This is a genomic window from Paenibacillus aceris, from assembly GCF_017874035.1.
Lineage (GTDB): Bacteria > Bacillota > Bacilli > Paenibacillales > NBRC-103111 > Paenibacillus_E > Paenibacillus_E aceris.
Map to the genome: position 1 here is coordinate 102778 of NZ_JAGGKV010000016.1, position 25797 is coordinate 128574.

At 46.7% G+C, this 25797-nt stretch carries 24 protein-coding genes; 21 read left to right on the plus strand and 3 right to left on the minus strand.

Translation table 11 applies throughout. The features are described 5' to 3' along the window. The first annotated feature begins 1 nt into the window (after nucleotide 1). The 19 genes from rfbF to argH all read left to right on the plus strand — a co-directional run bounded on the left by rfbF (nucleotide 2) and on the right by argH (nucleotide 20475). Nucleotides 2–775: a glucose-1-phosphate cytidylyltransferase gene (rfbF, locus tag J2Z65_RS24600; RefSeq protein ID WP_167055139.1), complete on the plus strand. Its 774-nt coding sequence runs from the start codon at nucleotides 2–4 to the stop codon at nucleotides 773–775. Beyond that, nucleotides 772–1824: a CDP-glucose 4,6-dehydratase gene (rfbG, locus tag J2Z65_RS24605; RefSeq protein ID WP_167055137.1), complete on the plus strand. Its 1053-nt coding sequence runs from the start codon at nucleotides 772–774 to the stop codon at nucleotides 1822–1824. The genes rfbF and rfbG overlap by 4 nt, the downstream gene beginning before the upstream one ends. Before the next feature lie 5 nt (nucleotides 1825–1829). After that, nucleotides 1830–3062: a class I SAM-dependent methyltransferase gene (locus J2Z65_RS24610; protein ID WP_167055335.1), complete on the plus strand. Its 1233-nt coding sequence runs from the start codon at nucleotides 1830–1832 to the stop codon at nucleotides 3060–3062. Then, nucleotides 3063–3587: a dTDP-4-dehydrorhamnose 3,5-epimerase gene (gene rfbC / locus J2Z65_RS24615; protein ID WP_167055135.1), complete on the plus strand. Its 525-nt coding sequence runs from the start codon at nucleotides 3063–3065 to the stop codon at nucleotides 3585–3587. A gap of 7 nt (nucleotides 3588–3594) precedes the next feature. Continuing rightward, the gene (locus J2Z65_RS24620) at nucleotides 3595–4089 is read left to right on the plus strand and encodes an acyltransferase (protein ID WP_342357357.1); all 495 of its coding nucleotides are present in this window, start codon (nucleotides 3595–3597) and stop codon (nucleotides 4087–4089) included. Next, nucleotides 4086–4901 carry an NAD-dependent epimerase/dehydratase family protein gene (locus J2Z65_RS24625; protein WP_167055131.1) on the plus strand — a complete coding sequence of 272 codons (816 nt, stop codon included), beginning with the start codon at nucleotides 4086–4088 and terminating at the stop codon, nucleotides 4899–4901. Before J2Z65_RS24620 ends, J2Z65_RS24625 begins: the two co-directional genes overlap by 4 nt. Next, nucleotides 4901–5584 (plus strand): LbetaH domain-containing protein, encoded by a 684-nt coding sequence (locus tag J2Z65_RS24630; RefSeq protein WP_167055129.1) that lies wholly within the window; start codon nucleotides 4901–4903, stop codon nucleotides 5582–5584. Before J2Z65_RS24625 ends, J2Z65_RS24630 begins: the two co-directional genes overlap by 1 nt. A gap of 252 nt (nucleotides 5585–5836) precedes the next feature. Continuing rightward, entirely contained in the window at nucleotides 5837–6034 is a 198-nt protein-coding gene (locus J2Z65_RS24635) for a cold shock domain-containing protein (RefSeq protein ID WP_028556842.1), read from the plus strand. Between the two features lie 166 nt (nucleotides 6035–6200). Then, nucleotides 6201–6755, plus strand: coding sequence for a ribosome hibernation-promoting factor, HPF/YfiA family (hpf, locus tag J2Z65_RS24640; RefSeq protein ID WP_167055127.1), 555 nt, complete (start codon nucleotides 6201–6203; stop codon nucleotides 6753–6755). Between the two features lie 278 nt (nucleotides 6756–7033). After that, the gene (gene secA / locus J2Z65_RS24645) at nucleotides 7034–9553 is read left to right on the plus strand and encodes a preprotein translocase subunit SecA (RefSeq protein WP_167055332.1); all 2520 of its coding nucleotides are present in this window, start codon (nucleotides 7034–7036) and stop codon (nucleotides 9551–9553) included. A gap of 56 nt (nucleotides 9554–9609) precedes the next feature. Further along, nucleotides 9610–10729 (plus strand): peptide chain release factor 2 gene (gene prfB / locus J2Z65_RS24650; protein WP_167055125.1). Its coding sequence is split into 2 segments (ribosomal slippage): nucleotides 9610–9681 and nucleotides 9683–10729, totalling 1119 coding nucleotides; the frame shifts between segments, so codons are not numbered across the junction. A 121-nt stretch (nucleotides 10730–10850) separates the two neighbouring features. Continuing rightward, complete coding sequence (locus J2Z65_RS24655; protein ID WP_167055123.1) at nucleotides 10851–11723, plus strand: YitT family protein; 873 nt, start codon at nucleotides 10851–10853, stop codon at nucleotides 11721–11723. A 663-nt stretch (nucleotides 11724–12386) separates the two neighbouring features. Beyond that, nucleotides 12387–13436 (plus strand): N-acetyl-gamma-glutamyl-phosphate reductase, encoded by a 1050-nt coding sequence (gene argC / locus J2Z65_RS24660; protein ID WP_167055122.1) that lies wholly within the window; start codon nucleotides 12387–12389, stop codon nucleotides 13434–13436. A 25-nt stretch (nucleotides 13437–13461) separates the two neighbouring features. Continuing rightward, complete coding sequence (gene argJ, locus J2Z65_RS24665) at nucleotides 13462–14688, plus strand: bifunctional glutamate N-acetyltransferase/amino-acid acetyltransferase ArgJ (protein ID WP_167055120.1); 1227 nt, start codon at nucleotides 13462–13464, stop codon at nucleotides 14686–14688. Nucleotides 14689–14732: 44 nt separating this feature from the next. Beyond that, entirely contained in the window at nucleotides 14733–15503 is a 771-nt protein-coding gene (gene argB / locus J2Z65_RS24670) for an acetylglutamate kinase (RefSeq protein ID WP_167055329.1), read from the plus strand. A 23-nt stretch (nucleotides 15504–15526) separates the two neighbouring features. After that, on the plus strand, nucleotides 15527–16723 hold the full coding sequence (locus J2Z65_RS24675; RefSeq protein WP_167055118.1) for an acetylornithine transaminase: 1197 nt from the start codon (nucleotides 15527–15529) through the stop codon (nucleotides 16721–16723). A gap of 27 nt (nucleotides 16724–16750) precedes the next feature. Then, nucleotides 16751–17710 carry an ornithine carbamoyltransferase gene (gene argF / locus J2Z65_RS24680; protein ID WP_167055116.1) on the plus strand — a complete coding sequence of 320 codons (960 nt, stop codon included), beginning with the start codon at nucleotides 16751–16753 and terminating at the stop codon, nucleotides 17708–17710. A gap of 34 nt (nucleotides 17711–17744) precedes the next feature. Further along, entirely contained in the window at nucleotides 17745–18983 is a 1239-nt protein-coding gene (locus J2Z65_RS24685; RefSeq protein WP_167055114.1) for an argininosuccinate synthase, read from the plus strand. 76 nt (nucleotides 18984–19059) lie between these two features. Next, nucleotides 19060–20475, plus strand: a complete 1416-nt coding sequence (argH, locus tag J2Z65_RS24690; protein ID WP_167055112.1) for an argininosuccinate lyase — start codon at nucleotides 19060–19062, stop codon at nucleotides 20473–20475. 64 nt (nucleotides 20476–20539) lie between these two features. On the opposite strand, the gene J2Z65_RS24695 is transcribed toward argH, so the two are convergent. From J2Z65_RS24695 to J2Z65_RS24705, 3 genes are all read right to left on the minus strand, one after another. Continuing rightward, nucleotides 20540–21427: a DUF4097 family beta strand repeat-containing protein gene (locus tag J2Z65_RS24695; protein WP_167055110.1), complete on the minus strand. Its 888-nt coding sequence runs from the start codon at nucleotides 21425–21427 to the stop codon at nucleotides 20540–20542. 3 nt (nucleotides 21428–21430) lie between these two features. Further along, the gene (locus tag J2Z65_RS24700; RefSeq protein ID WP_167055108.1) at nucleotides 21431–22159 is read right to left on the minus strand and encodes an HAAS signaling domain-containing protein; all 729 of its coding nucleotides are present in this window, start codon (nucleotides 22157–22159) and stop codon (nucleotides 21431–21433) included. Nucleotides 22160–22286: 127 nt separating this feature from the next. Beyond that, nucleotides 22287–23729, minus strand: coding sequence for a VanW family protein (locus J2Z65_RS24705; RefSeq protein WP_167055106.1), 1443 nt, complete (start codon nucleotides 23727–23729; stop codon nucleotides 22287–22289). Nucleotides 23730–23983: 254 nt separating this feature from the next. Here J2Z65_RS24705 and ftsE point away from each other — a divergent pair, with 254 nt between their 5' ends. Together ftsE and ftsX are read left to right on the plus strand one after the other, a co-directional pair. Then, nucleotides 23984–24670 (plus strand): cell division ATP-binding protein FtsE, encoded by a 687-nt coding sequence (gene ftsE, locus J2Z65_RS24710; protein WP_167055104.1) that lies wholly within the window; start codon nucleotides 23984–23986, stop codon nucleotides 24668–24670. Then, on the plus strand, nucleotides 24660–25577 hold the full coding sequence (gene ftsX, locus J2Z65_RS24715) for a permease-like cell division protein FtsX (RefSeq protein WP_167055102.1): 918 nt from the start codon (nucleotides 24660–24662) through the stop codon (nucleotides 25575–25577). Before ftsE ends, ftsX begins: the two co-directional genes overlap by 11 nt. The last annotated feature ends 220 nt before the right edge of the window (nucleotides 25578–25797 follow it).

Genomic DNA, 25797 nt, shown 5'->3' on the forward strand with positions numbered 1-25797 from the left:
CATGAAAGCGGTAATACTCGCTGGCGGTTTGGGAACTAGATTAAGCGAAGAAACAAGTACAAGACCAAAGCCTATGGTTGAGATTGGAGGTAATCCAATCTTATGGCACATAATGAAGTCTTACTCACATTATGGAATTAATGATTTTATTATTTGCCTGGGTTATAAGGGGTATGTTATTAAAGAGTATTTTGCCAATTATTATTTGCACCAATCTAATGTAACCTTTGATTTGAGAGAAAATAGTCTAGAAATTCATGATAACTATAGTGAGCCATGGAAGGTTACCCTCGTTGACACAGGCATAGATACGCAAACAGGCGGTCGTTTAAAAAGAGTTCAGAAGTATGTGGGTAATGAGCCGTTTTGTTTCACCTACGGTGATGGAGTAAGTGATGTGAATATTACAGAACTAATTGAATTTCACTACAAACAACATAAGCTAGCTACACTCACTGCTGTTGATCCTCCTGGTCGATACGGAGCTCTTGAAATGAACGATGACATGATTCGTCGTTTCCGTGAGAAACCTCAAGGAGCAGATAGCTGGATTAACGGTGGCTATTTCGTCTTAAGTCCAGAAGTCTTTGACCTCATTGAAGGAGATACTACAATTTGGGAGCGGGGTCCGCTTGAGCAATTAGCGGCAACTGGTGAGCTTGCTGGCTTTAAGCATGATGGTTTTTGGTTGCCTATGGATACACTCCGTGATCGAATGCGGCTTGAGGAATTATGGAGTACCAATCAAGCTCCTTGGAAAGTGTGGAGGTCATGACTTTTTGGGAAGGTAAGCGAGTACTTGTAACGGGCCATACTGGTTTTAAGGGAGGGTGGCTCTCGCTCTGGCTTCAAAAACTAGGAGCACAGGTTATTGGGTATTCATTAAAGCCAGATACTTCAAATAACTTGTTTGAAATCGCTTGTGTAGCTCAAAATATGATATCTATTTTTGGAGATATCAAAAATGGAGAATCTATTTTAGAAGTAATAAAAGAGCATAAGCCTGAAATTGTGTTCCATTTGGCTGCTCAACCCTTGGTAAGGGCGTCCTACTTGGATCCAATAGATACTTATGCGGTCAATGTTATGGGAACAGTAAACATTTTAAATGCTGTGCGTCTATCTGATAAAGTAAGAGCCGTTGTGAATATAACTACGGATAAATGCTATGAAAATATGGAGTGGGATTGGTCTTATCGCGAAACGGACAGGTTAGGTGGTCATGATCCATATAGCGCTAGTAAAGCATGCAGTGAATTGGTTACGGATTCTTTTCGTAAATCATTTCTTGCCGAGCAAAACATCCAAATTGCATCAGTGCGAGCAGGGAATGTAATTGGCGGAGGGGATTGGGCTGCAGACCGCCTAATACCAGATCTCATTGTCTCAATTCGAGCGGGAAGATTACCTATGATTCGCAACCCCTATGCAGTAAGACCATGGCAGCATGTGCTAGAGCCTCTCCACGGTTATTTGACACTTGGTGAAAAGTTATATACCAAAGGCAGTTCATTTGCTACTGCCTGGAATTTTGGACCTGGGGAAGAAAACATTCTAACAGTCGGGGAAGTTACTGACAAGCTGTTAAAACATTGGGGATCTGATCTGCCATGGCACTATGATAAATCAAAGCACCCTCATGAAGCACAACTCTTGAAGTTGGATAGTTCCAAAGCTCGGAGCAAATTAAACTGGAAACCTAGACTCAGTGTTTATGAAACCATAAAGTGGACAATTGATTGGTACAAACAATGGGAAGAACAAAAATTCATGAAAGATTTTACGATGCAGCAGATAGAAGCATACGAGAGGAAAAAGGGATAAAGTATATGGAAACATTATGTCGATTTTGTAACATGACCTTAAAGGAATTATTTGTCGATTTAGGATTGTCTCCTTTATCCAACTCTTTTGTACATGAGAATAATCTTCATAAAAGAAATAATTTTTATCCACTGCATACCTATGTTTGTGGACATTGTTTTCTTGTTCAACTTGAAGAGTTCGAGTCACCTGACGAAATTTTCACTGACTATGTATATTTTAGCTCGTATTCAGAGAGTTGGGTTCAACATGCACGTACTTATGTAGAGGTAATCGTTGAAAGGTTTGGCTTGGATAGTAATTCACAAGTGCTCGAAATAGCGTGTAACGATGGATATTTACTTCAGTTTATGGTTGAGAAGCAGATTCCTTCAATTGGAATAGAACCGGCAAGGAATGTGGCTGAAGAGGCTCGCAAGAAAGGTGTAACAGTTCTATCCGAATTTTTCGGGTCTGATTTAGCATCAAGTCTGGTCAAAAAAGGTACGAAAGCTGATTTGTTGATTGGCAATAACGTTCTAGCTCATGTTCCTAATATAAATGACTTTATTATCGGTATGAAACAGGTACTAAGCGAGCGCGGCGTCATTACTATGGAGTTCCCTCATCTACTTCGATTAATTGAACAGAATCAATTTGATACTATTTATCACGAACATTTCTCTTATTTATCATTTCTCACAGTCAAATTCATGATTGCTGAGCATGGGTTAACACTATTTGATGTTGAAGAGCTAACGACTCACGGAGGTTCACTTCGTATTTATGCTAAACATGAAGAGGATGAAACAAAGCCAATCACTGAAAATGTAACTCGTTTAGAATTATTAGAATTTCAAAAAGGAATACACTGCATAGAAACCTATACGACATTTGCAGATAGAGTGAAACAGATTAAAAGAAATATTCTACAATTTGTAATAGATGTTAAAAATCAAGGTAAATCAATCGTTGGATATGGAGCTCCTGCCAAGGGAAATACGCTGCTTAACTACTGTGGAATAGGTAAGGATATGATGGACTATGTTGTAGACCGCAATCCTGCAAAACAAGGTTTATACTTACCTGGTACACATATTCCTGTTTTTGATATCGAACATATGTACGAAACCAAACCTGATTATGTTGTTATTATGCCATGGAACCTGAAGGAAGAGATCTTTGGTCAAATCTCTTTTATTCGGGATTGGGGCGGTCAATTTGTCGTTTGGATTCCTGAAGTTGAGGTGTTTCACTAAATGATTCTCAAGCAGCTGGAATTAAAGGGTGCATACATCATTGACCTAGTGCCGATTACAGATGAAAGGGGATTTTTCGCAAGAACATGGTGCAAAGAAGTTTTTAATGAATATGGAATCGATGTAGATATAAAGCAATGTAATATATCTTATAACAAATTGAAAGGTACATTACGGGGGATGCATTATCAAGTTGCTCCATATGAAGAAGCTAAGTTTGTACGAGTAATTCATGGAGCGATCTATGACGTTATCATTGACTTAAGAACGGATTCTCCAACCTATATGGAATGGACTAGTGTTGAACTGACTGCTCAGAAGCGCAACATGCTTTATATTCCTGAAGGTTTTGCGCATGGGTTTCAAACATTGGAGGATGATACAGAGGTCGTTTATCAAATGGGTGAGAATTTCCACCCGGAATCAGCTAGAGGTATTCGCTGGAATGACCCTGCATTCAACATAAGGTGGAAAATAGAAGAGCTTATTATAAGTGAAAAGGATCAAACTTATAACTTATGGTAAAGGGGGAGTGGGGTTGATTATTATTTCCGAATCGGCATATGTGTCCAAATTAGCCGATATAGAGGATTCTGTTCGTGGAACTCAAATCGTAGTTGGTGATGGGACAAAGATCGACTCATTTGTTAAAATCAAGCCAACGGGGGGAATCGGTGATGTCATCATTGGCTCTAATTGCTATTTAAATTCAGGAGTTGTCATTTACTCCGGCAATGGAGTGAAGATAGGCAATGATGTCATGATCGCAGCTAATTGCACTTTAGCTCCTGTGAATCATCAATATAAGCTAAAGCATTTAACGATAAGAGAACAAAGATTTCTTCCTAGTAAGGGAGGGATTATTATAGAAGATGATGTATGGATCGGCGCTAATTGTGTGATCCTAGATGGTTCCATCTTGAGAAGAGGGTGTGTTGTAGGGGCTAACTCCCTTGTAAATACTGAATTGGAGGCTTATTCCGTTTATGTGGGGAGCCCCGCTAAGAAAGTTGGGGAACGTTCATGAAGACAACCGTTTTTGGATCAAAAGGATTTATTGGGAGTCACTTAGTACAAAGATTAGTTGAGCTTCAGTGTGAGTTCTTTGAACCCGAACGAGGAAGCTTGGAAGCCTTTAATACTTCATTGGGTCATGTGATATATTGTGCCGGAGTAACCTCTGATTTTAGGATGAGGCCTTATGATACAGTGAAGGCTCATGTGACCTATTTGTCAGATTTACTACAGAATGCTCGATTTGATTCGTTTTTGTATGTATCTTCAACTCGAATCTATTACGGGGCCAAGGAAGGGTTTGAAGATTCGGATTTAGTCGTAAACCCCAATCGATCCGATGATTTATTCCAATTATCCAAGTTATTAGGGGAATCCTTATGTCTCAACTCATCTAGAAATGTAAAAATCGCAAGAATATCCAATGTATGTGGACAAGATTTTCAATCCGATAATTTTTTGTACTCCATCATTAAAGATGCTGTTAATCATAAAGTAATTAATTTACAAACAACATTAAGCTCAGCAAAAGATTATATTTGCATTGAAGATGTGGTAGAGTTGCTTATTAAAATTTCTCATGTTGGCACATCATCTATGTACAATATTGCGAGTGGAACTAACACCACAAATGAAAAGGTCACTAATGAGATACAACGTTTGACCTCATGTGATGTAATCGTTAAGCAAAATGCTGCAGAAATTATTTTCCCTCCTATATCCACAGAAAAAATCCAAGAAGAGTTTGCTTTTAAACCGTTGGATATAATCCAAAGAATCAAACAAATGACATTGAAATATCAAGCCGAAAGGATAATTCCATAATGGAACTGTCGTTACCATATAGTGATTTCAATTTGTATGTGCAAAAACAGTTAGAACATTTTTTCCCTGATAAAATCGCTATAAATCAAGGGGAATGGAACACAGTTATGGATAAGGCTTTAGACAGGACAGCCTTTTGTTTCAAACATGTTACTTTACCTGCGTATAATAAGAATGGGAGTCCTTTTTTGAATCATTTACATTCCGATCAATACGCAGTTTTTTTATGGTTTCTTTCGAATACAATATGGAAGGAATCCCAAAATGAAATTGTAGCAAATAAGTTGTTTTATTTAAACAAAGCGCTTCATGGAATTAGCGTAATGTATAATACAGCTCTACCGGATATTTTTTTATTGCTTCACACAGTAGGTACGGTTTTAGGAAGAGCAACTTATGGTGACTTCTTTGTTGCTTCGCAGGGTTGTACGGTAGGTGCACAAAACGATTGCTATCCTTTGATTGGCAAAGGGGTAGGGCTGCTTCCGAATTCATCTGTGATAGGCGACTGCAGAGTGGGTAATCGTTCGGTTGTAGGGATAAATGCAACAGTTTATCAAGATGATATCGACCAGGATCAAGTTGTATTTGTTGATTCAGATGGAAAGGTACAGAGAAAATTGAAAAACGGTGATGCATGGACCCAACGTTTCTTTAATGTTTCTCTGAAGGATGTTAATTAATCCTGTGGATAATGTGTACAAACCTGTGCATAACTCTGTGAATAAAGTGGATAAACCTGCGCCGCGACAATATTCTACAAATTCCGCAGTTATCCACGGCTTGTATATACCCGAATTTTCAAAAAATTTACTTGGAATTAAAGTTTGAAATTGACAGGTCAAGCAGACGGGTGATATAGTCAAAAAGTAAGGGCTTTCATTATTCATTGTTAATGATTTTACATTTTTTAAAACGAAGGGAATGTGTACGTTATGCAAGGTAAAGTTAAATGGTTCAACGCAGAAAAAGGCTATGGTTTTATTGAGCGTGAAGATGGTGGGGATGTATTCGTGCATTTCTCAGCTATCCAATCTGAAGGGTTCAAAACGCTGGACGAAGGTCAAGCTGTAGAGTTTGACATCGTAGAAGGCGCACGTGGTCCGCAAGCAGCTAACGTTAGCAGACTATAATTATCCGGCACGGCTTGTGCCGCTAGTATACACCAACGAACATGCGCACCCTGGGAGTCATCCTGGGGTGTTTTTTTGCGTATAAATATTATGCTCGGAATTTAAAGGAATTATGAAGATGGGGTGGAATGTAGTATACTGTAAGTAGGAAGGGAGATGTTTAACTATGATGATTAGCATTCGCGGAGAACACCTTGAAGTAACTGAGGCCCTCAGGGACTATGTCGAGAAAAAATTAAACAGACTAGATAGGTATTTTGAAGCTCCCCTTACATCCGATGTACAAGTAAAGCTAAGTGTGGTTAAAGGTTTACAAACCATTGAAGTGGCAATTCCTCTAACAGGCGTGCTGCTGAGAGCTGAAGAACGCAATTCAGATATGTATGCTTCGATTGATTTGGTAGTGGACAAGTTAGAGCGCCAAATTCGCAAGCATAAAACAAGAACGAACCGCAAAATTCGCGAAGAAGGCGGCAAGCGCGATTTGTTCAAAATCGAAACATCGCCTGTCACTTTTGTGGAAGAGGAAGAAGATTTTGAATTGGTCCGCAACAAGCGCTTCGATTTGAAGCCGATGGATGTTGAGGAAGCGATTTTGCAAATGAATATGGTTGGCCACAGCTTCTTTGTTTTCTCCAATATGGACACAGATTCAGTCAATGTCGTTTATAAACGCAACGACGGCAAGTACGGATTAATTGAGCCGGCAATTTACAAATAAAATAAATGATACCAAGAGCTTGATTCGATTCTATCGGATTGAGCTCTTTTCAGTTGATAAAAAAGCATACGGGTATACCCCTTTAGGACGACAAGGTCGTTTATTTTGCATGCATGCATTTAAGGCAACGATTCAATACTATAGTAATAAGTGAAAAAACGTGAGAATTTTGTGGGTTATGGACAGTTTATACGTAAGTAGACGGAGGGTTTGTTGCGGCAGGACGGTCAAAGGTGGTACAATTTAAGGATACGAATGTAATGGAAAGGGGTTCACCGATGCTAGGACTAGTGAAGAAGATTTTTGGTGATTCCAATGAACGGGAAATTAAACGGATGTTAAAAGCCGTTGATTATATCAACGAGCTTGAAGCGAGCATTGAGCCGTTATCCGATGAAGAATTAAGAGGCAAGACTGTTGAGTTCAGAAATCGCTTGGAAAAAGGCGACGAGCTGGATGATTTGCTGCCTGAGGCTTTTGCGGTAGTCAGAGAAGCTGCTAAGCGTGTATTGGGTAAACGTCATTACGACGTTCAACTTATTGGGGGTATGGTGCTTCACGAAGGCCGTATCGCCGAGATGAGAACAGGGGAAGGGAAAACGCTAGTTGGAACACTCCCTGTGTATTTGAATGCATTGCTGGGCAAAGGCGTGCATGTGGTAACAGTCAATGACTATTTGGCACAGCGTGATAGCGGCGAAATGGGTCAGATCTATAAATTCCTTGGCCTGACGGTTGGGGTTAACCTACATGAACTTTCTCATGAGGAAAAGCAAGAAGCGTACGCATGCGATATTACGTATGGTACGAATAACGAATATGGTTTCGACTACCTGCGAGATAACATGGTGTTGTACAAAGAGCAGATGGTTCAGCGTCCGCTTTATTATGCGGTCATCGATGAAGTTGACTCCATTTTGGTCGATGAAGCCAGAACGCCTCTTATTATTTCAGGACAAGCTGCTAAGTCTACGGATTTGTATTATGCAGCGGACCGTTTTGTGTCCAAACTGAATATAGAAGAGGACTATACGATTGATATTAAAGTACGTTCCGTGGCCCTTACGGAAGAAGGGGTCGCGAAAGCGGAGCGCGCGTTCGGCATTGAGAACTTATTCGATCATCAGAATGTGAATATTAATCATCACGTGACACAAGCGCTGAAAGCGCGTTTCATTATGAAACGCGATGTGGACTACGTCGTTCAAGAAGACGAAGTTATGATTGTTGATGAATTTACGGGCCGTATCATGACAGGCCGTCGCTATAGTGATGGGCTGCACCAAGCCATTGAGGCCAAAGAGCAGCTGCAAGTTCAGAATGAGAGCATGACGCTGGCGACGATTACGTTCCAGAACTATTTCCGGATGTACCGCAAGCTTGCGGGTATGACAGGTACGGCGAAAACGGAAGAGGAAGAGCTCAAGAAAATTTATGGGCTAGAGGTTATCATTGTTCCGACCAACCGTCCGATGATTCGTAAAGACATGCCGGATGTGGTCTACAAGTCGGAGAATGGTAAGTTCAGGGCGGTTGTTGAGCAAATTGTGGAGAAACACAAGCTGAATCAGCCGGTTCTTGTCGGTACGGTATCGATCGAGAACTCCGAAAGACTTTCTGAGATGCTCAAAAAGAAAGGCGTACAGCACAAAGTCCTCAACGCCAAATACCATGCGGAAGAAGCCGAAATCGTATCACGCGCAGGTCAACCGGGTTCGGTGACGATTGCTACGAATATGGCGGGCCGCGGTACGGACATTATGCTTGGTGAAGGCGTACATGATATCGGCGGTTTGCATATCATAGGTACAGAACGTCATGAAAGCCGACGGATCGATAATCAGCTGCGCGGACGCGCAGGCCGTCAAGGTGACCCTGGTTCTTCACAATTCTACCTATCTCTTGAGGATGAATTGATGAAACGTTTCGGCGCTGAAAATATTATGGCGATGATGGATCGCCTCGGGATGGAAGAAGATCAGCCGATCGAGAGTAAATTAATCTCACGTGCGGTAGAATCCGCCCAAAAACGCGTAGAGGGCAACAACTTCGACGTGCGTAAAGTGGTCCTTCAGTATGACGATGTCATGAATCAACAACGTGAAATTATTTATAAACAGCGCCGCGAGCTGCTGGAATCGGAAAATATCCGCGAAGTTATCGAGGGTATGATTAACGCAGTGATTGAGCGCGTCGTGAAAGCGCACTGTCCGGAAGAACAAATTCCGGAGGAGTGGGAGCTTCAAGAGGTCGCCAATTTCGTGAACAATAACTTCCTTCAGGAAGATGCGCATATTAGCGACCAAGATATCTGGGGCAAAGAGCAAGAAGAGATTATTGATCATATCAAAGCGCTCGTAAGCAAACGTTACGATGAGCGTGAAGAAGAGATCGGACCTGAATTCATGCGTGAGTTCGAGAAGGTTGTTGCGCTGCGTGCGGTAGACAGCAAATGGATGGATCACATCGATGCGATGGATCAGCTGCGTCAAGGTATCCACCTTCGTGCATACGGTGGTACGGATCCGCTTCGTGAGTACCAGTTTGAAGGCTTTGAGATGTTCCAAGAGATGATTGAGAATATTCGCGAAGAAGTGGCGATGTATATCATGAAAGCTCATGTTCAAAGCAACTTGGAGCGTCAAGCCGTGGCCGAAGGGCAAGCGGTGGATACGAAGAACGAAGCTGGCGGCAAAAAGCCGGTCGTTCGCGATGAGGAACAGCGCATCGGACGTAACGATCCATGCCCATGTGGCAGCGGCAAGAAGTTCAAACAGTGCCACGGACAAGGCAGCTAAACGAAGCTGACGCGATCCTTTTAGCAAAGGCACAAGAGAATAAAGAGGTGTAAGACATGCTGGAACCAGAAGTGAAACAAGATTTAAGAGAAACAGCAAAGCGACTAACCGAATTACGGGGGTCTCTTTGACTTAGATCATAAGTTGGAAGCGATCGGCGATTTTGAGGAAAAAATGGGGGCGCCGGACTTCTGGGACGATAACGAACGCGCCCAGAAGACCATCGCCGAGCTCAACGCCATCAAGAGCGTTGTGGATCAGTTTCAGGGCTTCTCGAACGAGTTTGACGACCTGCAGGTCATGGTCGAACTCGAGGAAGAGGAAAGCGATGCTGGCTTGGTGGCTGACATTGAGGCAGGCATCGCGGGGCTTAAGAAGAAGCTCGAGGGCTTCGAGCTTGGCTTATTGCTCAATCAGCCGTATGACCGGCTGAATGCGATTCTAGAGCTGCATCCCGGTGCGGGCGGCACGGAGTCGCAGGACTGGGCGGAGATGCTGCTGCGCATGTACCGCCGCTGGGCGGAGAAGCGGGGCTACAAAGTCGAGGTGCTCGACTATTTGCCCGGCGACGAAGCCGGCGTGAAGAGTGTCACGCTGCAAATCACAGGCTTCAATGCCTACGGCTACTTGAAAGCGGAGAAGGGCGTGCACCGGCTCGTGCGAATTTCGCCGTTTGATGCGTCAGGCAGACGTCACACATCTTTCGTGTCGTGCGATATCATGCCGGAGATTGAGGACGATACAGAGGTTGAGATCCGCACAGAGGATCTCAAAATCGATACGTATCGGGCAAGCGGCGCCGGCGGTCAGCATATCAACACCACGGATTCGGCCGTGCGGATTACGCACATACCGACCGGGGTTGTGGTGAGCTGTCAGCAAGAACGTTCGCAGATCAAGAACCGCGAGAAAGCGATGAAGATGCTGCGTTCCAAGCTGTACGAGAAGAAGATCGAAGCGCAAATGAAGCATCTGGCTGAAATTCGCGGCGAGCAGTCGGACATTGGCTGGGGCAGCCAAATCCGTTCGTACGTCTTTCATCCGTACAGCATGGTGAAAGATCACAGGACTTCGGCGGAGACTGGGAATATCGGTGCGGTCATGGACGGAGATCTTGATTCGTTCATCGATGCTTACCTGCGTCATCAGATTCGGAAGCCGGATAACGCCGAATAATTGGCACTTTGGCGAGATGAGGCAAGGCCTTTTGCTTCGAGCAGAGGGTAAACGCATAGCAGAGGCAATAGACGTTCATCCTACACCTAACAGGTGTAGGATTTTTTGTGAGAGGAGGCCTATGGTGGCCAGAAGAGAACCGCTGATACGGATAGGAAGTCCTGCACATACCGTATTTGAATACACATTATTAATCGTAGGCTCGCTGATTATGGCGGCCAGCTTTAACTGCCTTTTGAACCCGAACCAAATTGCGACGGGGGGAGTTGCCGGGATCTCGACGGTGATTCAGCATGTATCGGGCTTGAACCCGGCGATCATTCAATGGTCGCTGAACATTCCGATTTTCCTCTTAGCTCTATGGCTGCTGGGAGGGCATTTTGGCGTGAAGGCGGCCGTGGGTTCTGTCGTTTTTCCGTTATGCGTACTCGTAACCAGCCATTTAGGCGTTCCAACGCAAAATCCTTTGCTTGCTTCCGTTTATGGCGGGATAGGCGTTGGGCTTGGACTCGGCATTGTTTTTCGCGGACGAGGTTCTACGGGCGGTCTTGGGCTGGCCGCGCAGATTTTACATAAGTATACAGGGTTAAGTTTGGGCTTCTCTGTTGCAGTCTTTGACGGGTTGGTGATCATCTCCTCTGCGCTAGTATTCACACCGGAGAATGCACTGTACGGGCTGATTGGCCTGTTCGTGACGACCAAAACGATCGATATTGTGCAGATCGGTTTCAACTATGCCAAAGTGGCGTTCATCATTTCGGACCATACGGATGCGATACGCAAAGCGATTCTGTATGATTTGGACCGCGGGCTAACAGAGTTGAGCGGATCCGGCGGATTTACCGGGGAATCGCGGACGGTGATGATGGTCGTCGTGAAGCAGAACGAGGTCAGCCGGTTGAAAACGCTGGTCCAGTCGGTGGATCCGCAGGCGTTTGTTATTTTGAGCGAAACGAATGAGGTGCTGGGCGAAGGGTTTAAGCGGCATGCTTAGTAACCTGGAAGGTGGTAGCGAATTGTAGGGACGTGCCTTGGCACGTCTTTTTTGATTGTGGGGATATGTGGATCTGGCTCCGGGAAAGTCGCAGGCTTCGTTGCATTTTGTGCAACATACTGTATAAAATACAGCCATTTCAGCTGAAAAGTCCGAAATCAGCCGCTTTTAGCCTAAAAGGTTGTATTTAATACAACGAAGGAGAATGCGGGGGAAAATATAGCGAAAATGCTGCACAAAGTACAACATAGGGCGACTCTTAGAATACAACCCCGATTGTACATCATCGTGGAACAAGGCGAGAAGTTTTCCGATGAGGCTTCAACGCCCAGGCGAAAAACGCAAGCAGTATAATTTTTACGAATGAATCCCCCCACCGCCAAGATCTCTCATAAAAAAATGTTGCTTGTCCAACGCTTAATTTGGGATAATATAACTGTTCGTCCTTTGAACAAGACGTCTATGCATATTATAAATTTTTTTCATCAAAAGACAGGATTGAAAACCGCGATAAGCTTTTCAGGAAAAAAGCTGCCAAACCCTTGATTCGTCTCGAATCTAAACGTGTTTCCGCGGAGAAAACTGGAGAAAAAAATTCATTGAATTATTATGTATATGACTGTATAATCATACATATATTTTCGGAGTAACGGGGGAATTCATATGAGTCAAAGCGTTAGAGCGGCTATTATTGGGGCCACAGGGTACGGCGGTGCGGAGGTTATTCGTCTTTTGCAGGCGCATCCTCTGGTGAAGATCACTTCGGTCATCTCGACTTCGAATGCGGGAGCGCCGCTTGCGGATCATTTTCCACATTTGCAGGAAATCGTTATTGATATTCTGGACCAACTCGATGTAGATCTGATCGCAGGCAAAGCCGACGTGGTGTTCCTGGCGACACCGGCGGGCGTAAGTGCAGAGCTTTCACCGAAACTTTTGGCGGCGGGCCTGAAGGTTATTGATATTTCTGGAGACCTAAGACTGAAATCAAGCAGCGACTACGAGAAATGGTACAAAAAGAAACCGGCTTCCGAGGAAATGCTGGCGAAGTCGATCTATGCTTTGTCCGAGGTATTCGGAGACGAAGTCCAAGGCAGCGACTTGATCGCGAATCCTGGCTGTTACCCAACAGCGACGCTTCTAGGCCTTATCCCAGCTGTCAAAGCGGGTTGGATTGATCCATCTACGATTATTATTGATGCCAAGTCAGGTGTTTCCGGCGCAGGACGAGGCGTTAATCTTGGCGTTCACTATGCGGAAGTAAATGAGAATTTGAACGTGTATAAAGTGAATAAACACCAGCATATCCCGGAAATTGAGCAAGCGCTCAGCCGTGTTGCGGGTAAGCCGGTGGTGACGACGTTCACGACACATCTTGTGCCGATGACGCGTGGGATTATGTCGACGATGTACGCTACTGTGAATGGTGAGCATACGGCAGCAGATTTTATTGAACTTTACCGCCAGTTCTATGAAGGCCGGAAGTTTGTGCGCATCCGTCAAGAAGGCAAGTTCCCTTCGACGAAGGAAGTGTATGGCTCTAACTACTGTGACATCGGCTTTTCCGTGGATGAGCGGACAGGTCGCGTGACGATCGTTTCCGTTATTGATAATGTGGTGAAGGGCGCTGCGGGGCAGGCCATTCAGAACTTGAACTTGATGTACGGTTGGGAAGAAACGACCGGATTGCTGTTCGCACCGGTATATCCATAAGAAGAGGACATGTGAGGAGACGAGGATGTTGGATAAAGCTAGTTTCACGGTCGTGCCGGAGGGCACAGTAACGACGCCGAAAGGCTTTCGTGCAGGCGGTCTGCACTGTGGATTGAAGAAGACGGAGCGCTTTGACTTAGGCGCGATCGTATGTGAGGTGCCAGCGGCAGCGGCAGGCGTGTACACGCTGAACTCGTTCCAAGCGGCACCCCTGCGCGTGACGCAAGAAAGTATCGCCCAAGGCGGCAAGCTGCAGGCGATGATCGTGAACAGCGGCAACGCCAACGCGTGCACCGGCCAGCAGGGCGAGGACGACGCCTATGCCATGCGTGCAGCCAGCGCGAAGGCGCTAGGCGTAGCAGAGCACCACGTCGGCGTGACGAGCACGGGCGTCATCGGCGAGCTTCTGCCGATGGGCAAGGTCTTATCAGGCATCGAGCAGCTGCCTGGGCGCATCAAAACGGACGGAGGCGAAGACTTCTGCCAAGCGATCCTGACAACGGATCTTGTGCAGAAGATGACGTGTGTCCGTCTTGTTGTTGGCGGCAAAGAGGTGCACATTGCCGGTGCAGCGAAAGGTTCGGGGATGATTCACCCGAACATGGCGACGATGCTCGGTTTCATGACAACCGACGCACCGATCGAGAGCGAATACCTGCAGCAGCTGCTTAGCAGGATCACAGACAACACCTTCAACATGATCACGGTTGATGGCGATACGTCCACCAACGACATGGTCGTGGTGATGGCTAGCGGTTTGGCTGGCGGCGAGACGCTAACTCCGGAGCATCCGGATTGGGAAGCATTCGCAGCAGGTTTTCAATATGTTGGCGAGTACCTGGCCAAAGCGATTGCACGCGACGGCGAGGGCGCGACGAAGCTGATCGAGACGACGGTTATCGGCGCGGAGAGCGACGAAGCAGCTCGCAAGATCGTGAAATCGATCATCGGTTCGAGCCTCGTGAAGTCCGCCGTTTATGGCGCTGACGCGAACTGGGGCCGGATCATTGCGGCTGTCGGTTACTCGGGACAACCAGTGAATGTGAACACGGTCGATATTCGCTTGGGCGATATCGCAGTGCTCGAGCAGTCACGTCCAGTGAAGTTCGATGAGGAAGCGGCACTGGCTTATTTGAAAACAGATACCATTCAAATTCATGTGAATTTACATATGGGCACTGGCAAGGCAACGGGTTGGGGCTGCGATTTGACATATGATTATGTGCGAATCAATGCTGCTTACCGCACCTAAGGAAGCAAAGGGGAACGAACGCAGTGAAGAACAATTGCTTTGTGATGAAATGCGGCGGCAGTACGCTTGCGGCACTGCCTGCCAGCTTTTTTGACGATATGCGTCAGCTTCAGGAGGAAGGCATTGTAACGGTTATCGTGCACGGAGGAGGCCCGGCGATTTCGGAAACGCTCGGCAAGCTGGGCATCGAGTCCGGTTTCGTAAACGGCCTGCGGGTGACGAACGAAGCGGTGCTGGACGTTGTAGAGATGGTGCTTTCCGGCCAAATCAACAAAGAGATCGTACGCCGTATTCAGTTGACAGGCGCAGCAGCGCTCGGACTGTCCGGTGTGGATGGGCATTTAATTGAAGCTAAGCCGGTGGCGAACAGCCACGAGGTCGGCTTAGTCGGCGATGTGACGAAGGTGAACGCGGAGCTGATCCAAGGCATCGTGAATATGGGCTACATTCCGGTTATTGCACCGGTTGGGCTTGGTGAAGATGGCGGACAGCGTTACAATATAAACGCGGATACGGCAGCTGGCGCGGTTGCTTCCCACTTAGGCGTGGAGCAAATGGTTGTCGTGACGGACGTTCCCGGCATTATGAAGACAGTTGACGGCGAGAAGCAGGTGCTGCCTGTTGTGAGCGTTGCAGAGATCGAAGAGATGATCGCTAATGGCGACATTTACGGTGGCATGATTCCTAAAGTGCGAGCAGCGATTGCTTGCATTCAAGGCAAGGTGCAGGAAGTTGTGATTGTGAATGGTTCTGAGCCGAACGTACTCAGCAAAGTGCTGAAGGGCTCGGGGATTGGCACACGGATCGTAAGATAATTATTTCAGAGGAGGGAATGTACATGAGTGAAACGGGTAAAAGCTCGCTCTTTCCAACGTACGCCAGATATCCAATTACACTGGTGAAGGGGGAGGGCAGCCGACTGTGGGACGATACGGGCAAGGAGTACATCGACTTGATGAGCGGTATCGCAGTTGCGAACCTCGGGCACGCGCCTAAAGAAGTGAAGGAGCAGCTCGTCCAGCAGCTTGATCAGCTGTGGCATGTGAGCAACCTTTTCCATATTCCGAACCAGGAAAAACTAGCTTCCTTACTTACGGATAACAGCTGTGCGGATGCTGTATTCTTCTGTTCCACAGGAGCAGAAGCGAATGAAGCCGCAATTAAGTTGGCGCGTCGCTACAATCAAAAGGTGCTGAACAACGGTCGGTACGAGATTATTACGTTCAACATGTCGTTCCACGGACGGACACTGGCGACATTGACCGCTACGGGTCAAGACAAAGTGAAGGAAGGCTTTCATCCGCTTCCTGAAGGTTTTGTATATGCGCCTTATAACGATATCGAGGCTGTGCGAAGTCTTGTGAATGACAAAACATGCGCCATCATGTTGGAAATGGTACAGGGAGAAGGCGGCGTATTGCCGGCTGATCCTGAGTTCGTGAAACAATTAGCAGAGCTGTGCAAACAGGAAAATCTGCTTTTGATTGCGGATGAAATCCAAACGGGCGTAGGGCGTACAGGTAAGCTTTTTGCCTATGAGCACTATGGTGTTGAGCCTGACATTTTTACATTGGCCAAAGGCCTAGGCGGAGGATTCCCGATTGGCGCTATGCTGGGGAAAGCTTTCCTTGCTGAAGCGTTTAGCGCAGGCAGTCACGGTTCGACATTTGGCGGAACGCCGATTGCGACGGCTGCTGGCTTTGCGGCAGTGGATACGATCCTTGCACAAAAGCTGCCAGAACGCGCAGCGGAGTTAGGCGAGTACACGATCAAGAAGCTGGAAAGCAAACTTGCCGGCAATCCGCTCATCGCGAAAATTCGCGGTATCGGGCTTTTGATCGGGATTGAGTGCACACAACCTGCAGGCGAAATCATTAGTGAAATTCATAAAAGAGGCGTGCTCGTTATTCCTGCTGGACCGAACGTCATTCGTTTAGTGCCGGCCTTAAATATACCGCAAGAAGATTTAGATCAAGGGCTGGATGTGCTGTGCGCTGTCCTCGCAGAGAAGGCGTCGACCCTCAGCAGCGTCTAGTAGTAACATGGAGAGAGGTTGAATGAAATGAACGTTACCTTACAAGAAGAAATGGCTGCCCAGCTGAAAGGCAAAGACTTTCTTGCGCTGGCTGACTATACACCGGAAGAAATCGAATATTTAATCCACTATGGAATTGAGCTTAAGCGTAAGCAGAAGGCTAGAGAGCCTCATGCTGTGCTTGCCGGCAAAACGCTCGGGATGATTTTTGAGAAGTCCTCGACACGCACGCGTGTTTCTTTTGAAGTGGGGATGTACCAGCTTGGAGGCCAGGCTTTATTTTTGAGCAAAAACGACTTACAGCTCGGACGCGGTGAAACGGTTTGGGATACAGCACAAACGCTGTCCCGATACCTCGATGGCATTATGATTCGTACGTACGAACACCGTAAAGTGATTGATCTTGCGCGTGGCGCGACGGTTCCGGTTATTAACGGATTGACGGATTATGCTCATCCTTGCCAGGTTATGGCGGATTATCAGACTGTTCTTGAGAAAAAGGGCCGTCTAAAAGGCATTAAAGTAGCTTACATTGGGGACGGCAACAACATGGTGCATTCCTTAATGGTAGGCGCGAGCAAATTAGGGATGGACTTCGCGATTGCTTCGCCGGAAGGTTATGATCCTGACCAAGAAGTGATTCAGAATTCCAAGGAAAATGCTGCGCAATACGGCGGCAGCGTGCTTCTGACGCGCGACCCTCGCGAAGCGATTGAGAATGCGGACATCGTCTACACGGATGTATGGGCGAGCATGGGCTTCGAGGCTGAGCAGCAGGAGCGGGAGATTGCGTTCAAGAACTACCAAATCAACGAAGATCTTGTGAAATATGCTAAATCGGATTACTTGTTCATGCACTGCTTGCCTGCACACCGCGGGGAAGAAGTGAGCGAGGGCGTCATTGACGGCGCGCATTCGATTATTTTCGACCAAGCAGAGAATCGTCTTCATGCGCAAAAGGCTATTATGGCCGCGACCATGATATAATAAATAGATAGAGGAAACGGAGAGATTAGTAGACATGGCTAAGGAAAAAATCGTACTCGCTTATTCCGGCGGACTGGATACATCGGTTATTTTGAAATGGCTCAAGGAGACTTACGACGCCGAAATTATTGCTTTTACTGCTGATATTGGGCAAAAAGACGAGTTGGACGGTCTAGAGGAAAAAGCGCTCCAAACCGGCGCATCCAAAATCTACATCGACGACCTGCGCGATGAGTTCGCGAAGGACTTCATCAACCCGATGTTCCAAGCGGCAGCTTTGTATGAAGGTCAGTACCTGCTCGGCACGAGCATTGCACGTCCTTTGATCGCGAAGCGCATGGTTGAAATTGCACGCGCAGAAGGTGCTACAGCGATTGCGCATGGCGCAACAGGTAAAGGAAACGACCAAGTGCGCTTCGAGTTAACAGCTGCGGCGTTGGCGCCTGAGATTTCGGTGATCGCGCCTTGGCGTTTGGAAGAATTTCGCGAGCAGTTCCCGGGCCGCGCTGAAATGATCGCGTATGCCGAGAAACATGGCATTCCAGTAACAGCATCCGCTGCGAAGCCGTATTCGACAGACCGCAACTTGCTGCATATCTCCTTCGAGAGCGGCATGCTGGAAGATCCTTGGTTCGATGCAGCGGCTGACAGCAACAAAGACATGTACGTCCTGAGCGTAGCTCCGGAAGATGCACCGGATCAAGCGGAATACATTGAGCTTGAGTTCGAGAAAGGCGACTGCGTAGCAATCAACGGCGCGAAGCTGACTCCACTTCAAGTGATGGAAACATTGAATGAAATCGGCGGCAAGCATGGCATTGGCCGTGTTGACATGGTGGAAAACCGTTTCGTCGGCATGAAAAGCCGCGGCGTGTATGAAACTCCGGGCGGTACGATCCTGTTCACCGCTCACCGCAAAATGGAATCCCTGACCATGGACCGCGATGTTATGCATCTTCGTGATTCCCTGATTTCCAAATATGCAAGTCTTGTATACAACGGCTTCTGGTTCGCTCCTGAGCGTTTGGCCATTCAAGCGCTTGTTGCAGAAAGCCAAAAGAACGTATCCGGTACAGTTCGTTTGAAATTGTACAAAGGAAACGTGATCGGTGCTGGCGTGAAAAGCCCAGTATCCTTGTACAATCCGGATATTGCGACGATGGAAGCTGATCCGACGAAAGCTTACGATCAAGGCGATGCGACTGGCTTCATTCACTTGAATGCACTTCGTTTGAAAGTATCTTCAGGTGTCGAGCAAAACGCTAAGAAGTAAGTCAATATAGGCTGTGAAACCGGGCTTTCCCTCGTGGAAAGCCTTTGGGCTGTAAATTAGAGAGGAGTGGGTGTGCGTGTCAAAGCTATGGGGTGGAAGATTTACGAAGCAGACCGACCAATTGGTTGAAGAATATACAGCATCAATTACGTTTGATAAGGAGCTAGCCGAGGAAGATATTCAAGGCAGTTTGGCTCACGTGACGATGCTTGGCAAATGTGGCATTCTTCCAGCGGAAGATGTCGAAAAAATCAAGGACGGTCTCTACGCGGTTCAAGGCATGATTCGCCGCGGCGAGCTGGAATATACGATTCAGAATGAAGATATTCACATGAATATCGAGAAGACGCTGATCGATTTGATCGGTCCAGTTGGCGGCAAGCTGCATACAGGCCGCAGCCGTAACGATCAAGTCGCAACGGACATGCATCTGTACCTGCGCAAACGAGTAGTCGAGTTCGTTGGACACCTCATTAAGCTGCAGGAAGCTCTTCTTGATCAAGCGAAGAAAAACATCGATACGATTATCCCGGGGTATACGCATCTTCAGCGTGCGCAGCCGATTCTGTTCGCACATCACATGATGGCTTATGTCAGCATGTTCCAACGCGATCTTGAGCGCTTGCAGGACAGCTACAAGCGCGTAGACATCCTGCCGCTCGGTGCTGGCGCGCTCGCGGGCACGACGTTCCCGATCGACCGCCATTTCGTGGCGGAGCAGCTCGGGTTCGGACGCGTGTACGAGAACTCCCTGGATGCGGTCAGCGACCGCGATTTCATCCTGGAGTTCCTCTCTAACGCGTCGATGATCATGATGCACCTTTCTCGCTTCAGCGAGGAAATGGTGCTCTGGTCTTCCACCGAGTTCGCGTTCGTGGAACTCGATGATGCCTTCTGCACCGGCAGCTCGATTATGCCGCAGAAGAAAAATCCGGACGTGGCGGAGCTCGTCCGCGGCAAAACAGGCCGCGTCTACGGCAACTTGTTCGGTCTGATGACCGTGCTGAAGTCGCTGCCGCTGGCGTACAACAAGGACATGCAAGAAGATAAAGAAGGCATGTTCGATACGGTTCGTACGCTGCAAGGCGCGCTTCAACTGTTCGCTCCAATGGTAGCCACCATGAAAGTGAACACGGATCGCATGAGACAAGCCGTGAACCAGGACTTCTCAAACGCAACGGACATCGCAGATTACCTTGTTAACAAGGGACTGCCATTCCGTCAAGCTCACGAAGTCATCGGCAAAACGGTGCTGTACTGCATCCAGAACAAAAAGTATTTACTCGATATGAGCATCGAGGAGTTCAAAACGTTCTCAACACTGTTTGAGTCCGATATTTATGCTGTGCTGCAACCTGAGCAAGTCGTTAATGCGCGTAATGTTTACGGCGGAACGGCAAGCAATCAAGTGTCGGAAGCCATTGCTCGTGCAGAACAAGTGCTGGCGCAGTCCAATGAGTGGTTGCAAACATACTTAGAGAAGAGCAAATAAGTTTGCCTATATAAAAAGGCCTTCAACGTCATCCGAATGGATGGAATTGAAGGCTTTTTGCCGTTTATCTGCCCGTGACCGAAATGTACCCGGTATCAACGCGGACTTTCACTTTTTTGCTGCCATCCCCGAGGGTGCCTTTGGCAGAGTTATGGTCTTCACGATCTATGGTGAGACCAGGCACTTCCAGATTGGCGCTGCCGGTATCGGTACTCAAATCGAAGCTGACATTCTTAGGCGTTGGATCCAGCGTCAGGCGGACACTGCCTGTGTCAGATTCTAAGGAGACGGAGTCGCCGATATCGCTTAATTTTGCCGTAATGCCTCCCGTATCGGTTTTGATCTTTATATCTCCTTGGGCTTGTTGGATATTGATATGCCCTGTATCAGCTTGGAGATTCAGCTGTTTGCCTTCGTAGCGGTCGAGTGAAATGCTGCCGGTATCCGTACTGGCTGTCAGCTTCTCCGATTTTAGATCATTGAAGTTGATATTCCCCGTATCGGAAGAAACGGTGATGGCTTTGTACATTTTATCAGGAAGAGAGACTTCGGTTTTGAGACCAAAGCCGCGGCCGGCAATCAAATTTTTGAGTTCGGTAATGTCAAACCCAAAATTGAAGTGGTCTTTTTTCTTCGTACATACGTCTACCCGCCAGGCGTTACTTCCCTCTGTCGCAGCTTCCACGGTACAGTCATTCGCGTTAGCCTCTCGCATCGTACCAACCAGCCGCACTTTAATTTCGTCGGAATTTGTAGAGACGAAGGTAACGTTGGAGATATCATTTTGAATAATGAGTGTGTCGATATTTGCTGCAGCAATCTTTTTCTCGACATCAATGTTGGAGACGCCTGCCTCGAGATCCAAAGTTTTAAAACTAACAGCTGCACCTACAAGACCAACCGCCAAACAGGCAAAGCCGATCAGCAAGAAAAATTTATATCCACTTTTCATGGCTTAAGCCCCCCTAATTAATTTGGCATTGAATTGGATGTACGACCAGCTGAGTTTGAAAAACACTTTGAGCAGCCAAATGCCGAGCGTCGTCAGAATAACGCCTAAGCCGAAGCAAGCCAACATGGCGAACCCGATAAACTGCAGATCGCTGCCAACCGAGTTCAGAAAGCTGCCGACCATACCGGCAACCGGAGCGATGATTAGCGCAAAGCCCGATACAAATAGCGCAATTAACGCTGCGAAAATGCCGAACCACGGGCCTACAACGAACAGGAGATTGAAAAAACCAAGCGCAATGCTAATGATAATCGCCTTTATCCCAGATTCCTGTTTGGCCGGATAGGGGTAAGGAGGTTGAGGTGCATAATAAGGATTCCCCTGAGGTGGCGGCGTGTAGGGAGGAAAGCCACCAATCTCGGTCGCCTGTTTAGGCGGTGCTGCCGGTTCAGGTTTTGAATATGTTTTGTCAGGTGAAGGAGCTTGAGGGGCTGACTCCTGGGGCCTGCTCTTCGTAGGCTCAGGACTGATCACGTTCGATGCGTCCTTCTGTGCATCCCAGTTTGGTACGCGCGGGTAGCCTAGCGACTGTGCTACCTCATCCTCGTGTTTGCCGTTCTCAATCGCCTTTTGAAACAATTCCTCGTACACAGATAATATATTTTGGCGCTCCTTCTCGGGAAGTCCGCGCAGTCGATAGTGTAATTCTTTGAAATAATCACTCTTGCTCATCGTTCATCCTCCTTATTTCGTATTGCGTATACTTATCATAATAAAAAAAAGTCATAGTGACCTAGTAACTACAGTCACATGACCTTTACTTGCTTTCACTTATTTTGGCTCCAATAGTCACAAAGGATTATCGGAAGGAAGGTCCCTTTACGCCGTCTTCTAAAATGGGTTGTGTAGGCTCGGTGGTACCGCCATCTTCCGGTTTAATGTCGCCTCGGTTAGAAGCGACCAGAGTCGGCACTGGGGAATACTGATCTTTCGAGATGAGCTCTTTGCTGACGAAGATGCCATTTTCTCTTTTGATCCGATAGGTTTCGACCTTATAGCCTGCTTTGCCTGTAGAGATAGGCCGCGTTACTCCTGGAGCTAGACTTGCATTGTGCAAGTATTTGGTGGGAGGTTGAATCGTTTCTACGACGTTGGATTCGATGTCATAGGTGATCGAGGGGGACATGTTCCCGTAAAGCTTGACGGTGACATCTCGATCCGTTGTAACGGTACGTATTAAAAGGTACGAGTCTGTGTTGTTGCGGAATTTGAAATTAATATAGCCGCTGGCAAAAGTCGCATCTTGTCCGAGTGTGACATAGCTAACAGGCAAAGAGTGGTTGCGCCGCTCTACAATAGCTAGCCCACTTCGCAAAACAGCATTGTACAGTGTTGTCGAAACTTGACATATGCCGCCTCCAATGCCCGGCACAAGCTTGCCGTTTAGAATAACCGGAGCTTCCTTATAGCCGAATTGGGTTTCGGTTTTGGCAATGATTTTGCTATAGTCGAACGTTTCTCCCGGAGCCATGAGCAAATCTTGAATCGAGGCGGCCGTGGAGCGTATATTATGTATGCGCCCTTCGCCTGAAGCGGGGAACGTGGTTGTGAACTCCGATATTTTGCGATCAATACCCTGCTTCTTCAAGGTGTCCACCGTTACCGCAGGACCTTGCTCGTACAAAGGGAGTGTCAGTCGAATCGGAGCGGCATTATGAATATAGGAAACGGAGGGGGCAATTTCTTTCAAATGTTCCCCTAAATGTACGGTATCGACGCGAAGCACTTTGCGTTCCGCTTCATAATTGAGTGTGTCTTGCGCAGTTACGATTCGCTTAGCTGGGGCAGGCTGCTGGCTGTAGATTTCTTTCCAGGCCTCTTTAACCGCAGCGGTCAACTGTGTTTGATTAACCTCGACCTCGAGGGGAATATCGGCATGCCGCAGCTGCCAGCGGACCTTTATTCGTTGAATGGGTGAAGCTTGGAACAGCTGTTCTAGGGATCGGGTCAAAGTATCATCATGATACTCAACACCTAGCTGTCCAAGGGTCAATTGTCGATTGGCGATGTCCGGATAAGAGGTTTGCAATTGAACGGGAAACGCGGAGAGCAGCTCCAGACGCTCTTTATATTGCTCTTGAAACGTATCATATGGCATGCCGCCGACTCGCCATCCGGCCACAGTGAATTTGGGAGGCAATGTGTTCTGAGAGCCATAAATGTATAAAGCTATGCTTAACGCACTTAGCAGTCCTAAGGTGACCGATGCATAGATGATTGGTTTTCTGATGTAGAGTGGCATGTACAGCGGCTCCTTTACGTTCGAATGAGTGAAAGGCATGTACTACCATATGTATCTTCCTTTCCAATAATTTATTACTAAAACCTTGCGACTCTCAAATGTGTACAAATCATGTTATAATGACAGTAATCAACATGAATTTTAAAACGATTTTAGAAGGAATTTCCGCTTTTGTGTCGAACTTTTAAAAGCTGTCAATACAGCGGAGAGACTTTGGGCGCTGCCCAAAGATCCCTATATTAGGATGTGATATTGTGATCGAAATGCAGGACGTATGGAAAACGTACTCCAACGGCACTCATGCATTGAGAGGGATTAATGTAAAAGTAGACCGCAACGAGTTTGTTTATGTTGTCGGGCCATCTGGCGCTGGTAAATCGACATTTATGAAATTGATGTATAGAGAAGAAAGACCGACCAAGGGTCAGATTTTCGTGAATGGTTTCAATCTAGAGAAGCTTAAGCAGCGTAAAATACCATTTTTACGTCGAAATATCGGAGTTATTTTTCAGGACTATCGTCTGCTTCCGAAGCTGTCAATTTTCGACAATGTGGCGTTTGCCATGGAAGTTATCGAGGCACCGAAGAAACAGATCAAGAAGCGTACCATGGAGGTGCTTGAGCTCGTAAAGCTGAAGGACAAAGCGAATTCCCTTCCTTCACAGCTATCAGGGGGCGAGCAGCAGCGTGTAGCCATTGCCCGGGCAATAATTAACAACCCATCCGTCATTATCGCCGATGAACCGACAGGAAACCTCGACCCTGAGACTTCATGGGGCATTATGAAGCTGATGGAGGAAATTAATTTCCGCGGTACGACAATCGTCATGGCTACGCATAACAAAGAGATCGTTAATACGATGCGTAAACGAGTCATAGCAATCGAGAATGGCCTTATTGCTCGTGATCAGGTACGGGGGGAATACGGCTATGAAGATTAGTACACTATCCCGGCACTTACGGGAAGGTATGAGGAATGTTGTCCGGAATGGTTGGATGACGTTCGCATCGATCAGTTCGATTGCCATCTCGTTATTCATACTGGGCATATTCGTACTGATTACATTGAATGTGAATGATATTGCCAGTCAAATTGAGGATCAAGTAGAGATTAACGTATACCTGGAGGTTAATACGCCTCAGGATCAAATAACAGCTTTAGAGTCTCAAATACAAGGAATACATGAAGTCAAAACGGTTAAGTTCGTCTCGAAAGAAGAAGGGCTTGTCTATTTGCGACAAAAGCTAGGGGAGAGCGGTAAAGCTCTGCTGGATGGCTTTGAAGGGGAAAACAATCCGCTGAATGATGCATTCACAATTGAAGTGGATGATCCCAGAAATGTAGCGGCGGTTGCGGATCAAATTAGTGCGCTTAACGTAGGCAAGGATCCAAAACCTATTTATAAAGTGAACTATGGCAAAGGGACTGTTGAAGCGTTATTCAAGGTAACGCAAATTGTACGCTGGGTCGGTTTTGGCATCGTGATTTTGCTTTCTTTTACGGCTGTTTTCTTAATTGCGAATACGATTAAAATTACAATTTTAGCCCGCCGGAAAGAAATTTCAATTATGAAAATGGTAGGAGCGACGAATTCTTTCATTCGTTGGCCGTTTTTTATAGAAGGTGCTTTGTTAGGATTTGTGGGCTCGCTTATTCCCGCGGCGATTATTCTAGGCGGATACTGGAAGCTGCTGAATTTAAGTTCATTGAACATGAACTTGTTGATGATTAAACTGACACCGTTCGGGGAAATTGCCCCAACGATGATAGCTCTGTTGTTAGGTATCGGTATAGTTATTGGGATCTGGGGATCCCTGATCTCCGTCCGCAAATTCCTCCGTGTCTAATTAAGAGGCTTTTAAAGCCGACTTTAATAACGAAGTTTTGCTTTGTAGCTTAATCGGTATCGAATCTTGAACGAAAATGGGGTAGTCCGGTACTCATGTAGCTTGCTACACTCCGTTCCTCCTACTCCCTTTTTCGTCCAACCTTCCCGGCTCTGAGAGCCGGCTTTTAAAGCTTTTATTTTTGTTTACATAGATTCAAAGATTAAGAGATAAGAGAATA